Raw genomic sequence first — 13,814 nt, 5'->3', positions numbered from 1 at the left:
TTCAGGGTCACGGTCGGGACGGTGGTCACGAAGAAGGGTCCTTCCCTTGTCGTCTGTGGTCTTGCCCCTACACGGTAGGGCCCCGACCGGAACGCGCCTCCGGCCGGGGCCGGTTCAGCCGCCGAGGGGCGGACCGTCAGGTATTGCCCTCTTTGTCGGTCCCTATCCCCCGGTCACGGATGGCGACGAGATCGTGCCGGGCCTCCGGGTCCTGGCGCTCTTCGGTGCCCTCGACGACGAAACCGGCGTCGGCGATCATCCGCAGGTCGTCGTCGCCGGCCTGCCCCTCGCTGGTGAGGTAGTCGCCCAGGAAGATCGAGTTGACCACGTGCAGCGCGAGCGGTTGCAGGCTCCGCAGGTGGATCTCCCGCCCGCCGGCGAGCCGCACCTCGACGTCCGGGAAGACGAGCCGGAACAGCGCGAGGATGCGCAGGCAGCGCAGCGGCGTCAGCTCCCATTTCCGGGCCAGCGGCGTGCCCTCGAACGGGATGAGGAAGTTCACCGGCACCGAGTCCGGACTCAGGTCACGGAGTGCGAAGGCGACGTCGATGACGTCCTCGTCGCCCTCCCCCATGCCGAAGATCGCTCCGGAGCAGGGAGAGAGCCCGGCCGCCGCCGCGTCGTTGACCGTGTCGACCCGGTCCTGGAAGCCGTGGGTCGTGCAGATGTCGCCGTAGCGGTCGGCGCTGGTGTTGAGGTTGTGGTTGTAGGCGAACGCCCCGGCCTCGCGCAGCTGCTCGGCCTGGCCCGGCTTGAGCAGGCCGAGGCACACGCAGACCTCGACGTCACGGGAGGCGATCTCCTTGACGGCCTCGCTGACCCGGTCGATGTCCCGCTGGGCCGGGCCCCGGCCGCTGGCCACCAGGCACACCCGGCGGGCGCCGCGCGCGACGGCCTTGTCGGCCGCGCTGACCATCTCCTCGGTGTCCTGCCAGGAGTACTTGAGGATGTCGGCGTCGGACCCCTTGCGCTGCGAGCAGTAGAAGCAGTCCTCCGGGCACAGGCCGCTCTTCATGTTGACCAGGTAGTTGAGCTTGACCCGGTCACCGAAGAACTTCCGCCGTACGCGCCCGACCGCCGCGATCAGTTCGAGTGTGCCCGCGTCGGAGACGGCGAGCACCGTACGGGCCTCGTCCCGGGTCGGCGCCTCCCGGCGCATCGCCTTGGCCACGATCGGATCCACGAGATCGTCCATGGGGTGAGTCTGCCGTGTGGCGCTCGAGGCGCGGAACAGCCACCGGCACAACAGGGCGGACCGTGGCTTGTAGACGCGGTCTACTTGACGCCGCCGCGCACTTCAGGAGCCGATCAGGTCGCCCAGGAGGGTCACCTGCTCGCGGCGCTCGGCCGCCGCCTGCTCCTCGAGGGTGTTGTGCGGGGCCTGCCGCAGGAGACGCTTGGTCGCGGCCGCCGTCTCCGGCTTGACCTGCAGGATCGCGGCGACGAGGTCGGTCACCGCGGAGTCGAGCTCGGCGGCGGGCACGACCAGCTCGGCCAGGCCGAGGCGGGCGGCCTCGTCGGCGAAGATCGTACGGGTCGTCAGGCAGATCTCCAGGGCCCGGGGCACGCCGACGATGTCGACGAGCGGCTTGGTGCCGGTGAGGTCCGGGACGATGCCGAGCGCGGGCTCCTTCATGGCGAACTTCACGTCGTCGGCGACCACGCGCAGGTCGCAGGCGAGCGCGAGCTGGAAACCGCCGCCGATGGCGTGCCCGTGGACGGCGGCGATGGAGACGATGTCGGGGCGGCGCAGCCAGAGGTACCCGGCCTGCAGGCCGGCGATGAACTCCTCGTCGCGGGGGCCGAAGGTGTCCTCTCCCGGAACGCCCTCCGGGCTGAACAGGCGCAGGTCGATCCCTGCGGAGAACGACGGCCCGTCGCCGCGCACGACGACGACGCGCACACCGTCGGGCAACGTCTCGCCGATCCGGGCGAGCGTCCGCCACGTGCTGTAGGTCAGGGCGTTGCGCCGCTCGGGCCGGGCAAGAGTGATCGTCGCCACGGCGTCGTCGACGTCGAGTCGCAGACCGGCTCGTTCGAGCTCGCCTGCGGTGAGCGGTGAGTCCGCCATGACGCTCCTTCCGGCGTGTGCGTCGTGGCGGAAAAGGCCCGCCACCGTGCCCGACCCTAGCGGGTCGGGCACGGTGGCCTCTCATGCGGTCCGGCGCCGAGAGTTGGGGGGAGCTAGTCCGTCAGGACTTCTTACCGCGGGTGGCCCCACCGCGTCCGCGCAGATTCACGCCGGACTCGGTGAGGATGCGGTGGATGAAGCCGTACGACCGTCCGGTTGCTGCAGCCAGAGCACGGATGCTCTCGCCGGAGTCGTAGCGCTTCTTCAACTGCTCCGCCAACTTATCTCGCTCGGCACCGGTCACGCGGGTGCCCTTCTTTAGGGTCTCGGCCACGAGTACCTCCCGTAGTGATGCGGTGACCGCTGCGTTATCCCCAGCCATGATCAGACATTCGCGCGCGATCGGCTACCCACTACGCCAGAAAAGATCTGCTTCCTTGTGTCAAGGTTGCGCTGCAGGTCAGGCAAGTGCCACGAGATCGGAAAATTCGTCACTCCAGATGTCCTCGACACCATCCGGAAGCAAGATCACTCTTTCCGGTCGCAACGCGTGCACCGCACCCTCATCGTGGGTCACCAGAACGATGGCCCCGGCATAGGTGCGGAGGGCCGCCAGGATCTCCTCGCGGCTCGCCGGATCGAGGTTGTTCGTCGGCTCGTCGAGCAGCAGCACATTGGCGCTGGACACGACGAGAGTGGCCAGGGCCAGGCGGGTCTTCTCGCCCCCGGAGAGCACGCCTGCGGGCTTGTCGACGTCGTCCCCGGTGAACAGGAAGGAGCCCAGGATCTTGCGCGCCTCGACCTCCGGAAGGTCGGGGGCCGCGGACCGCATGTTCTCCAGCACGGAACGGTCGACGTCGAGGGTCTCGTGCTCCTGCGCGTAGTAGCCCAGGCGCAGGCCGTGCCCGTCGATAAGCTCGCCCGTATCGGGCTTTTCGACGCCCGCGAGCATGCGCAGCAGGGTCGTCTTGCCCGCGCCGTTGAGGCCCAGGACGACCACTCGGCTGCCCCGATCAACCGCTAGGTCGACATCGGCGAAGACTTCCAACGAACCGTACGATTTGGACAAAGCTCGTGCCATGAGCGGCGTTTTGCCACACGGAGCCGGCGCGGGGAACCGAATCTTGGCCACCTTGTCGGCCTGACGCTCGTCCTCGACCCCTGCCAGGAGGCGCTGGGCGCGGCGCTCCATCTGCTGCGCGGCCTTCGCCTTCGTCGCCTTGGCCCGCATCTTGTCGGCCTGGGCCTGCAGGGTGCCCGCCTGGCGCTCGGCGTTGGCGCGCTCGCGCTTGCGGCGCCGCTCGTCGGTCTCCCGCTGGGTCAGGTACGTCTTCCAGCCGACGTTGTAGAGGTCGATGACGTTGCGGTTCGCGTCGAGGTGGAACACCTTGTTCACGACCGCGTCGAGCAGGCCGACGTCGTGGCTGATCATGATCAGCCCGCCCTGGTGCGACTTCAGGAAGTCGCGCAGCCAGGCGATCGAGTCGGCGTCGAGGTGGTTGGTCGGCTCGTCGAGCAGGAGGGTGTCGGCCCCGGAGAACAGGATGCGGGCCAGCTCGACCCGGCGGCGCTGACCGCCGGAGAGCGTCCGCAGCGGCTGGCCCAGCACCCGGTCCGGAAGGTTCAGGCTCGAGGCGATGGAGGCGGCCTCCGCGTCGGCGGCGTAGCCGCCGAGGACGTGCAGCCGGTCCTCCAGCCGGCCGTACCGGCGGACGGCCTTGTCCCGCTCGGCGCCCTCGGTCGTCGCCATCTTCTCCTCGGCCGCGCGCATGTCCCTGATGACCTCGTCCAGGCCGCGCGCGGACAGGATCCGGTCGCGGGCGAGGACCTCCAGGTCGCCGGTGCGGGGATCCTGCGGGAGGTAGCCCACGGTGCCGGACCGCGTCACCTCACCGGCGGCGGGCAGGCCCTCTCCGGCGAGCACCTTGGTGAGCGTCGTCTTGCCGGCGCCGTTACGGCCGACCAGGCCGACCCGGTCGCCGGGGTTGACGCGGAATGTGGCTCCCTCGAGCAGCAGGCGGGAACCGGCGCGAAGTTCGATGTCACGGGCGGTGATCACAGTGAGAACGCTCCTGGGGGGCGGGCTGGGAGAGGCGGGGACGACGAAAAGGGCGCCGCCCGAGGCCCCGTACGGCCCGGCCGCGCCCGTGGAGCGCCTGATCAGCTCGCAAGCATGCCCTCAGTGTAAGGGACGGCGCCGAAGATCCCGGCATCGCCGGCCTCCGGCGGGCCGAACTCGAGCCTGTCTCGATGATCTTCCACGTGTGGCGGCCGCGATCAGGGGAAGCGTGTACGGCGACCGGTCCGCCGCACCCGGCGGACCGCCCGAGGGGGAAAGGGGGCCGCGACATGGCCGACGATCGGTCGAGGGAGGACCTGGAGGAGGAGCTCCGGCTGGTGGAGGAGGACATCGCGTCCATCCGCCCGCAGTTGGAGGAGATGCGCCGTCGGATCGGCGAACGGGACGACGACCCGACCGATCCGGCCGAGCGGGCCGCGATGATCGAGAACGCCGATGAGCAGGAGGCGCTCCTCGATCGGCTGGAGGAACGGCGTGCGGTACTCCTGCGGCGGCTGGGCCGGGAGTGACTCATATCCCGGCCCGGCACCCCGGGAACACGTACCCATACGGGGAGTCCTCCCGTAGTCGCGCACCGTTCCCGCGGTGAGAGTGGATATCGACCGTTTCCATCCCCTGACCTCCGAGGAGAGATCGTCCGATGCGACGCATCCAGCAGATCAAGGTCAAACGCCCGCGTCCGACCCCGGCCGCCGAACTCGACCTGCGCACCCCCTCCGGACGCGTGCTCCCCTACTGACCCCCCGCCCCCTGACGGGCGTGCCGCGCCGAGTCCGGATCGTGATCCGCGGCCCGCAACCGTCCTGACGCCGCCCACGTCTGAGCCGGCATGCGTGGAAGATCAGTCGCCCGGCTCCTGGTCCCTCTCGTGGTGGCCGCGGCCGCACTGGGCGTCGTCCGACCGTCCTGGGCCTGCGGCTGCGGAGCGCTCATCACCTCGACGGACTCCGGGGTCAACGTGGCCGAGGAGACCTCCATCGTCCGCTTCGACGGCTCGGCGGAGGAGATCGTCATGCGCCTGTCGGTGCGGTCCAGCGCCCGTGACGCCGCGTGGCTGATGCCGACCCCTGCCCGCGCCACGGTGACGCTCGGCGAACGCGGCTGGTTCGAGCAGCTCGACGGCCTCACCGAACCCCGTGTGGTGAAGCGCAGGCACTGGTTCCCGCGTCTCGGCCCGGACCGGATGGCGGGCGCCCCCGCACCGGGCCCGGGCGGCAGGGTGGGGGTGCTCGGGCAGCAGCGGCTCGGCCCCTTCGAGGTGACGACCCTGTCGGCCGGCGATTCACACGCGCTCGCGTCCTGGCTGACGGCCCACGGATACCATCTGAAGGGCCGGCTCGCCCAGGCGCTCCAGCCGTACGTGGCGCGGCGGTGGACCTACACGGCGATCAGGCTCGCCCCCGAGAGCGGCCCGCTCACCGGTGAGCTCGATCCGCTGCGCATCAAGTTCACGACCGCCGCGCCGGTCTACCCGATCCGGCTGTCCCGGCTGGCGGCAACGCCCCAGGCCGTGCACCTGTACGTCCTCGCGCCGCACCGGGTCACCGTCCGCGGCCTCGGGCTGTTCACCACGTACGCAGGCCGGGTGAGCCCCGCACAGGTCTCCTCCCCCGGCCTTCGCAGCCTGCTGGGCGGCGGGGCGTTCCTGACCGAGGTGGTGCGCCAGGGGATCCCGCCGGCCGACTTCACCGACGACCTGACCTTCGGCTACACCGCCGACACGCCGTACCGGCAGGTGGACTACGTGCAGGGCGGCCTGGTGACGTTCCTGGGCCTGCCGGCCTTCCTGTGGCTGCTCGGGACGCCCGTGGTGGTGCTCGTGGCCGTGGCGGTGGTCGTGGTGGCGGCCCGGCGTTCGGGGCGCGCACGGCGCGGACGCGTCCCGGCACCGTCGTAACCGGGGGCTCGCCCGGGAGGTCGGTCGGGGTTGGTTGGTCGGGTAGGACTCGGAGGTCGGTCGGGGTTGGCTGGTCGGGTAGGACTCGGAGGTCGGTCGGGGTTGGCTGGTCGGGTAGGACTCGGAGGTCGGTCGGGGTTGGCTGGTCGGGTAGGACTCGGAGGTCGGTCGGGGTTGGCTGGTCGAGAAAGACACCGTTCGTCGCGTTCTGACCGGTGATCGCCATTTTCGTCACCGTCGGTTTGGGAACGGCGACCCGGTGGGAGGATGTCGGGCATGTGGATCGCTCCCGAACGCCGGCGCGCGGGCCGGTGGATCGCACCAGCGCTCGCCGTCGCCGCCGGTGTGGCGATCGGAGCCACCGAGGCGGCCCGGGGGCACATGTCGACGGGCCTGGTGGGGTTCGCCGTGCTCCTCGGCTACGGGGCGCTGCTGGCCTACCGCCGGGGCGAGTCGGTCCTCACCACACACGAGGCGTTCGGAGTCGGCAGGCGCTCGGGGATCCATCTGCGCGCCGCCGCGATGACCGGTGACGTGCTCGTCGGGGTGATCGTCGCGGCGATGCTGGTGCAGGCGCTGCGGGGCGCGCAGATCGACCTTCTCGCCGGCCTCGCCGCCGTCGCGGGCGTGACCTACTTCCTGTCGATCGTGATGCTCAACCGCACGTACTGACCCCCGGGGGGTTACGGAAGGCCAACTATCACAACATGACCCCGCCCGATATCGGAACAGCGGCAAACTGTGAAATTTCCGATGAATAGTGAGGTCAGAGGCGTCCACAGGCGTGGATGAGGTCGCAGAATGGTTCCGTGACCGCTTTCGCCGCCGCCCCCGGCGGCCAGGAATCAGCGTTCGCGGGGCGTCCGGACGTCCCGCGACCGACGCACGCGGCGCGCCCGGACGTCCCGCCTCCGGCATACACGGGGCATTCAGATGTCCCGCCTACGGCACACGTCACCTTCCACCCCATCGTCGACCTCGACGCCGGAACCGTCGTCGCCGTGGCGCCCTCCGTGCCCGGTCCCCCGAACCTCGATCCGGATCTCGACGTCGACTGCGCGATCCTCGCCGCCCGTTCCCTGTCCCGCCGGGAGACGTTGCTCCCCATCCAACTGCTCCTGCGGATGGGCACGCTCGCCTACGACCGGCCGATGGAACGCCTGCACCGGACGCTGGCGAGCCTGGGCCGCCGCCCCGGCGGCGTCATCGTCGGGGTGACGGGCGACCTCGCCGGAATGTCGCTCGACGAGGCCGCCGCCCGGCTGGGCGGACTCCGCTCGGGCGGGTACCTCCTCGCCGTGGAGGCGGGCGACCTGCCGACGCGGTTCGTCGCCGACATCGCCCCGACGATCCTGATGCTCGGGCCCGAGGTGACCCGGCGGGCCGCCGCGGACCCCCGGCGCTCCGCGGTCGCCGAGGCTCTGGTCGCACTCGGTCGCCGCATCGGCGGTCATGTGCTCGCCCCTGGCGTGGTCTCCGACGATCAGCTCACTCACCTGCGGGGACGCGGGGTGCGGCTCGCGCAGGGACCGCTGCTGGCGTCTCCGCAGTGGCTGCCCGGGGTACCGGTGAACGTCCCGGTCGGATCGCGCGACGCCGAACGCGACCGGCTCGGCCCGCGCGTCACGGAGTTCATGATGCCGGCGACGGTCATGCCCGACACGGCCACCGCCGAAGAGGTCCTCACGGTGTTCAACGCGGACCCGGCCACCGGCAGCGTCGTACTCGTCGACCAGGCCCAGCGCCCCCGGCACACGGTCGACCGCACCCGGTTCCTGCTCCGGCTCGCCGGTGCATACGGCCACGCCCTGCACGCCCACAAGCCGGCCGCGCGGCTCGCCGACGCACCCCGGCCGGTCCCTCGGACGGTTCCTGCGATCGCGGCCCTCCGCGCGGCGGGCAACGACGCCGAGCGCGTCTACGAGGACCTCGTGGTGATCGACGAGGTCGGGCGCTGCCTGGGCATCGCGCGGGTCGGGGACCTGATCCGCAGCCTGTCCGCGCTCGAGCACTGACACCCACGCCGCTCGAGCACAGACGCCGGCACCGCTCGAGCGCAGACACCCACGCTGCTCGAGCGCAGACGCCGACGCCGCTCAGGTGCAGGCGCCGGCGCCACTCGAGCGCTGACGCCCACGCCGCGAGGTCAGACGGGGTGCCCGGCCCGCCGCACCGAGGTGAGGAAACGCTCGACGCCCTCGATGACGCGGGCCGTGCGGTACGACGGGAAGATGTCGAAGGCGTGCTGGGCGCCCTTCATCTCGGCGTACAGCACCGGGGCGGCCGACACCTCCCTGAGCCGCTCCGCGAAGGAGCGCGCCTGCGCCACCGGCACCAGCGTGTCCAGACTGCCGTGAACGATGAGGAAGGGCGGCGCGTCCGCGTTGATCCGGTGTGCCGGTGAGGCCTTCTCGTACGCCTCGGGGTCCTCCGCCCGCCGTACGCCCATGACGTGGCGTTCCATGGCGGACGCGAACGTCTTCGAGCCGTCCAGCAGGTCGCCGATGTCGTAGACGCCGTAGAAGGTCACGGCGGCCCGCACGGTGGTGTCGACGTCCTCGAACCCCGGCTGGTACTCCGGGACGCCCGGCGTGAGCGCGAGAAGGGCGGCGAGGTGGCCGCCCGCCGACCCGCCGGTGACGCACAGGAAGTCCGGGTCGGCCCCGTACTCCTCAGCGTGCTCGCGGTACCACCGGATCGCCCGTTTGAGGTCGATGAGGTGGTCGGGGAACTTCACGCGCGGGCTGAGCCGGTAGTCGACGTTGACGCCCACCCAGCCGTTGGCGGCGAGATGGTTCAGCAGCGGGATGCCCTGCTCCCGCTTGCTCCCGATCATCCAGGCCCCGCCGTGCACCTCCATGATCCCCGGGCGGCGCTCCCCCGGCTCCGACGGCCGGTAGACGTCGAGCCGCATGTCCGGCTCGTCCCCGTACGCGATGTCCCGGGTCCGCGTCACCCCGGCGCGGCGGGTCATGAGGAAGGGGAGGACGACGTGGGACCGGGGAAACGCCGGTGCCCGCTCCCCCGGGTCGAGCTCCAGTTCGGCGCTCCACTCCCGGACGGTCACCGTCGTCCGCCGCGCCCGCGCCATGACCACCGCCAGTCCGGCCCAGCCGAGGACGGTCGCGGCGAGCCCCGCCCAGCCGGCCGGGCCCGCGAGACCTCCCGCGCCGGCGATGAGCGCCGTGACCACCGCCTCGATCACGAGGACCCAGGGCGCGAGCTCGATCGTGAGCCACGCGGTGAAGAAGCCGGGGATCAGCAGGAGGCGCCCCCGGCGTGGCCACAGCGCGTTGACCGTGGTCAGCAGCGCGAGGACGCCCGAGGCGAGGAGAGCGTACGGCATCGTGCCTCCGAGGCGAGGGTCTGCCGGTTTCACCATCCACCACGGGGCCCGTGCCGACAACGTGACCACGGCCACACGCCGGCCGGTGACGGGTTCCGGCCGGGCGGGTCGTCGCGATCGTGCCTCAGGCGGAGGTCAGGCCGATCTCCTGGGCGTAGATCGCCGCCTGGACGCGGCTGCGCAGCCCCAGCTTGGCGAGGATGCGGCTGACGTGCGTCTTGGTCGTCGTCTCCGCCATGGCGAGCCGGGCCGCGATCTCCTGGTTGGACAACCCCTCCCCCAGGCATGCCAGCACGTCGCGCTCCCGTGGGGTGAGCCCGGCGACCGGTCCGGTGGCGGCGGGCGGCCGGGTGGCGGCGAAGGCGGAGATCAACCGCCGGGTGACCCCAGGCGCGATGAAGCCCTCCCCGGCGGCGACCAGCCGTACGGCCTCGACGAGACGGTTCGCGTCGGTGTCCTTCAGCAGGAAGCCGGCGGCGCCGGCCCGTAGCGCGCCGAACACGTACTCGTCGAGGTCGAAGGTGGTCAGCACGAGCACGTCGGCGACGCCGGCCAGCTCCCGGGTGGCCGCGATGCCGTCGAGGCGCGGCATCCGGACGTCCATGACAACGACGTCGGGACGGAGCTCACGGGCCATGGCGACCGCCTCCCGGCCGTCGGCGGCCTCACCGGCGACCTCGATGCCGCGCGCGGAACCCAGGATCAGCACGAGCCCGGCCCGTACGGCCGCCTGGTCGTCGGCGACCAGCACCCGGATGGTCATCCTCTCTCCTTCACCCACCGAATCTCCTTCACCCGCCGACCGGGAGCCGGGCGTGGACCCGCCACCGGCCGCCGTCCCGGCCGGCGGCGAACGAGCCGCCGAGCAGCGACGCCCGCTCGCGCATCCCGATGAGACCCGTGCCGGTCCCCGGAACCCCCGTCGTCGTCCCGCCGAGCGGGCTGTCGACGGTGATGGTGACCGCGTCCCGGCCGTGCGTGATCGCGACCGCCGCCTCACCGTCACCCGCGTGCTTGACGACGTTGGTCAGCGACTCCTGGACGATCCGGTACGCGGCCAGTTCGACGGCGGCCGGGAGGTCCGCGAGTTCGCCGTCCGTGGTGATACGCGTGGTGAGGCCGTCCCGCCGGGTGCGCTCGACGAGGACGGCGACGTCGCCGAGGCGGGGGCGCGCCGCGGGAGCGGCGTCCCCGCTCCCGCGCAGCAGCCCGATCATGCGGCGCATCTCGGCGAGTCCCTGCACGCTGTTCTCTCTGATCACCTCCAGCGCTCTCCGTGCGGCCGCGGGGTCCATGTCCGGCACCGACAGCAGCGCCGAGGAGTGCAGGGCGGCCGCACTGAGGTGGTTGGCGATGACGTCGTGCAGCTCCCGTGCCATCCGCGCGCGCTCGTCGGCGACCGCCTCCCGGCGGTCCAGCTCGGCCAGCCGGGCGACCTGCTCGGCGCGCACGCGTTCCGCCTCCGCCCGGTCGCGGTGTTCGCGGACGACCATCGCGGTGAGCACCGGCACGACGAGCACCAGGGCAAGGCTCGCCAGGTTGGTGACGATCGTGCCGGGGCTGCTGGCGTCGAGCAGGCTGATGACCCCGGTGAGCGCCAGCGTGACCGCTCCGGTCCCGGTCAGCAGGCGGCGCGGAGCGGCGGCCGGTCCGTACAGCGTCCCCGCGTAGAGCGCGTCGGTGAAGATCGCGACGGTCGGGAAGCTCGTCCCCAGGACGGCGTCGGCGACGACGGCGGGCGTGGCGATGGCGAGCGCGGCCATCGGCGCGGTACGGCGGAAGAGCATCGCCGCGCACACGCCGAGCAGCGGGATCGCCCGCCACAGCGGTCCGGCATCGGGCCGCCCGGGCCAATGGACATAGGAGTGGGCGGCCAGCATCACCGCGCCCCCGATGAGCGCGGCGGTGGCCAGCAACGCGTCCTGCCGCGTCGTCCATCGCATGGGTCGATCACACCATCCCCGCAGCGGCCGCGGCACCGGCCAGGGGCCGATCGGCGCGTACATCGAAAGGAGGACCCCGGATTCATCACGCGCGACGAGTGCCCGGCGCGGTCGCCCGGCCGACGATGGGACCGTGCTCTTCGTGATCATCGCCGGCTGTGAGGTCGGCTTCTGGTTGTTCCTGCTCATGGGGCTGCTGACCCGTTACGTCGCCCGCCGGCCCAGACTCGGCGCGGCGCTGCTGATCTGCGTGCCGCTCACCGACCTGGCCCTGCTGACCGCCACGGTCGTCGACCTGCGCCGGGGCGCGACGGCCGGCTTCGCCCACGGCCTCGCCGCCGCGTACCTCGGCTTCTCGGTCGCGTTCGGCCACGGAATGATCCGCTGGGCCGACGAGCGGTTCGCGCACCGGTTCGCGGGCGGGCCGTCGCCGAGCAGGCCGCCCCGCCACGGCAGGGCGCGCGCCCGCCACGAGTGGAAGGAGTTCGGCAAGGCCGTCATCGCCTGGGCGATCTCCTGCGCCCTCCTCCTCGGCGCGATCGCCCTGGTCGGCGACACGGGCCGCACGGCCGCGCTGCACGACTGGCTGAGCCGTCTCACGGTCGTCCTCGGCATCTGGGCACTGTGGCCGATCACCTACACGATCTGGCCCGCCAAACCGAAGAAGGCCTCCCGCTGACGTCCTGGCGCTCGGCCGGTCGCGGCTCACCCGACCTCGGCGTCTTCGGGAGCGCTTCTGGCCAGCGCCGCCGGCGTCTTGAGGGCGACGGCCAGCGTGTCAATCGGCCCCCGCGGGACACGACGACGTTGACTTCTTCCCCTCCTTAAAGAAGGGGATTCCCAACGGCCTCGCGGCCGATCCGGCTTACGCCGGGCGCCTCACAGCGCGGGGTTTCTGCTTCAGCGCCGACTGCGGAAGGGAGAGCCCTTGCCGTCTGACACCAGCTCCACAGACATCGCCGGGGTCGTCCCCGGCTACGGCTCGACCAGCCGCAAGGATGTTCTTGGCCGCGTTGATATCCCGGTCGTGCCGGGTACGGCAGCCCGGACACGTCCAGTGCCGGGTGGAAAGACACAGCTTGGCCAGCAGGTGCCCGCAGACCGAGCAGGTCTTGGAAGAGGGGTACCAGCGGTCGATCACCACGAGCGTGCGCCCGGCGCGTTCGGCCTTGTACTCCAACTGCCGCCGGAACTCCCCCCATCCCGCATCGGAGATCGCCCGCGACAACTTCCGGTTTTTGACCATGTTCTTGACCGCGAGGTCTTCGATCACGATGGTGTCGGCCCGGCGTACCAGGTTCGTGCTGAGGCGGTGCAGGAAGTCGGCGCGGGCGTTGCGGACCTTGCGATGGGCGCGGGCGACCTTGGCCTTGGCCTTACGCCGGTTCATGCTCCCACGCTCGCGACGGGCCATCCGCCGCTGATACCGGGCGAGATTACGAGCCTTGCGCTCCAGATGTCGCGGGTTGGCGATCCGATCCCCGTCGCTGGTCACCGCGAAGTCCTTCACGCCGAGATCGACGCCGACGGCGTGCACGGCCTCGTCCATGGGCTCGGGGGCGTCGGTATCGATGGCGAACGTCGCATACCAGCGGCCGTCCGGATCCCGGGAGATGACGACCATTGTGGGCTTGAGCGTGGAAACCTCGACGTCGTCGAAGGACCACACGAACGCCAATGGCCCCTTGGTCTTGGCCATGTGCAGCTCGCCGTTGTTCATCCGGAACGCCGAGCGGGTGTAGTGCGCGGACTGCCGGGCGTTGCGGTTCTTGTAGCGGGGGTATTCGGCGCGTCCGGCGAAGAAGTTCGCGAACGCCGCATGCTGATGCCGCAACGTCTGCTGCAACGGAACCGACGACACCTCGGACAAGAACGCCAGATCCTCGGTCTTCTTCCACCCCGTCAGCGCGGCATCCGTCTGCTTGTAGGAGGTCTTCTCACCCCGCTCGTGATACGCCGCGTGGCGTTCGGCCAGGGTCTTGTTCCACACCAAGCGCACACACCCGAACGTGCGGCTGAACACCGCCGCTTGTTCGGGGTCCGGGTAGGCCCGGCACTTGTACGCCGTCCGCATGCCCGCATCCTTACACACGAGATACGAGCGGGTAAGGCGGTTCGTTGAATTCCGGTGGACTCCGTTTTTGGACCCGTCCCGGCTACGCCGGGCCGCTCCTGGCGGAATCCGAATTCCCCCCCCGCTGCGCGCTGGGCAAGTTCCTCGACGCGGTCCTCGGGGAGCGATAAGCGCCGTGACCATGACCGCATTCGTCATCGGCGCCAGCACCGGATTCGGAGCCGCGATCATCCGTCGTCTCGCGGCCGACGGCGCGCGCGTCGTCGCGGCGGCGCGGGGGGCTGACCTGCTGGCCGAGTTAGCGGCCGACCACCCCGGCAGCGTCCACCCGCTCGAACTCGACGTCCGGGACAGGATGGCGGTCGAGCAGGCGACCGGTTACCCTGCCGGACGGGTTCGCCGA

At 71.2% G+C, this 13,814-nt stretch carries 13 protein-coding genes and 1 pseudogene; 6 read left to right on the top strand and 8 right to left on the bottom strand.

Annotation, left to right across the window (positions count from 1 at the left end):
• Positions 1-136: 136 nt before the first annotated feature.
• The 4 genes from bioB to ABEA24_RS35070 form a co-directional block, all read right to left on the bottom strand.
• Positions 137-1,195 (bottom strand): biotin synthase BioB, encoded by a 1,059-nt coding sequence (bioB, locus tag ABEA24_RS35085; protein ID WP_345436456.1) that lies wholly within the window; start codon positions 1,193-1,195, stop codon positions 137-139.
• Between the two features lie 102 nt (positions 1,196-1,297).
• Entirely contained in the window at positions 1,298-2,071 is a 774-nt protein-coding gene (locus tag ABEA24_RS35080) for an enoyl-CoA hydratase/isomerase family protein (protein ID WP_345436454.1), read from the bottom strand.
• Positions 2,072-2,192: 121 nt separating this feature from the next.
• Positions 2,193-2,405 (bottom strand): helix-turn-helix domain-containing protein, encoded by a 213-nt coding sequence (locus ABEA24_RS35075; protein WP_141961196.1) that lies wholly within the window; start codon positions 2,403-2,405, stop codon positions 2,193-2,195.
• A gap of 126 nt (positions 2,406-2,531) precedes the next feature.
• Complete coding sequence (locus ABEA24_RS35070) at positions 2,532-4,130, bottom strand: ABC-F family ATP-binding cassette domain-containing protein (RefSeq protein ID WP_345436452.1); 1,599 nt, start codon at positions 4,128-4,130, stop codon at positions 2,532-2,534.
• Positions 4,131-4,420: 290 nt separating this feature from the next.
• Between ABEA24_RS35070 and ABEA24_RS35065 the strand changes: the two genes are divergently transcribed.
• The 4 genes from ABEA24_RS35065 to ABEA24_RS35050 all read left to right on the top strand — a co-directional run bounded on the left by ABEA24_RS35065 (position 4,421) and on the right by ABEA24_RS35050 (position 8,063).
• Entirely contained in the window at positions 4,421-4,660 is a 240-nt protein-coding gene (locus tag ABEA24_RS35065) for a hypothetical protein (RefSeq protein ID WP_345436450.1), read from the top strand.
• Positions 4,661-4,980: 320 nt separating this feature from the next.
• Positions 4,981-6,048 (top strand): DUF2330 domain-containing protein, encoded by a 1,068-nt coding sequence (locus ABEA24_RS35060; protein ID WP_345436447.1) that lies wholly within the window; start codon positions 4,981-4,983, stop codon positions 6,046-6,048.
• A gap of 276 nt (positions 6,049-6,324) precedes the next feature.
• Positions 6,325-6,720 carry an ABC transporter permease gene (locus ABEA24_RS35055; RefSeq protein WP_345436445.1) on the top strand — a complete coding sequence of 132 codons (396 nt, stop codon included), beginning with the start codon at positions 6,325-6,327 and terminating at the stop codon, positions 6,718-6,720.
• Between the two features lie 137 nt (positions 6,721-6,857).
• Positions 6,858-8,063: an EAL domain-containing protein gene (locus ABEA24_RS35050; protein ID WP_345436443.1), complete on the top strand. Its 1,206-nt coding sequence runs from the start codon at positions 6,858-6,860 to the stop codon at positions 8,061-8,063.
• A 131-nt stretch (positions 8,064-8,194) separates the two neighbouring features.
• Here ABEA24_RS35050 and ABEA24_RS35045 read toward each other — a convergent pair whose 3' ends face one another.
• From ABEA24_RS35045 to ABEA24_RS35035, 3 genes are all read right to left on the bottom strand, one after another.
• The gene (locus ABEA24_RS35045; protein ID WP_345436441.1) at positions 8,195-9,394 is read right to left on the bottom strand and encodes an alpha/beta hydrolase fold domain-containing protein; all 1,200 of its coding nucleotides are present in this window, start codon (positions 9,392-9,394) and stop codon (positions 8,195-8,197) included.
• 124 nt (positions 9,395-9,518) lie between these two features.
• Entirely contained in the window at positions 9,519-10,157 is a 639-nt protein-coding gene (locus ABEA24_RS35040; RefSeq protein ID WP_345436439.1) for a response regulator, read from the bottom strand.
• 28 nt (positions 10,158-10,185) lie between these two features.
• Complete coding sequence (locus tag ABEA24_RS35035) at positions 10,186-11,337, bottom strand: sensor histidine kinase (protein ID WP_345436437.1); 1,152 nt, start codon at positions 11,335-11,337, stop codon at positions 10,186-10,188.
• Positions 11,338-11,470: 133 nt separating this feature from the next.
• On the opposite strand from ABEA24_RS35035, the gene ABEA24_RS35030 reads away from it, so the two are divergent.
• On the top strand, positions 11,471-12,016 hold the full coding sequence (locus ABEA24_RS35030; protein WP_345436435.1) for a hypothetical protein: 546 nt from the start codon (positions 11,471-11,473) through the stop codon (positions 12,014-12,016).
• Positions 12,017-12,202: 186 nt separating this feature from the next.
• Here the strand turns inward: ABEA24_RS35030 and ABEA24_RS35025 are convergent, their stop codons facing one another.
• On the bottom strand, positions 12,203-13,411 hold the full coding sequence (locus tag ABEA24_RS35025; protein ID WP_345436433.1) for an RNA-guided endonuclease InsQ/TnpB family protein: 1,209 nt from the start codon (positions 13,409-13,411) through the stop codon (positions 12,203-12,205).
• Here ABEA24_RS35025 and ABEA24_RS35020 point away from each other — a divergent pair.
• A pseudogene (locus ABEA24_RS35020) lies at positions 13,410-13,727 on the top strand (SDR family NAD(P)-dependent oxidoreductase); the annotation flags it as partial. The gene ABEA24_RS35025 and the pseudogene ABEA24_RS35020 sit on opposite strands and share 2 nt — an antisense overlap.
• Positions 13,728-13,814: the final 87 nt, after the last annotated feature.

The sequence above is a fragment of the Actinoallomurus vinaceus genome, assembly GCF_039542055.1.
Taxonomy (GTDB): Bacteria; Actinomycetota; Actinomycetes; order Streptosporangiales; family Streptosporangiaceae; genus Actinoallomurus; species Actinoallomurus vinaceus.
Note: the sequence above shows the minus strand (reverse complement) of the source record. Positions and strands in the feature narration are given on the sequence as shown.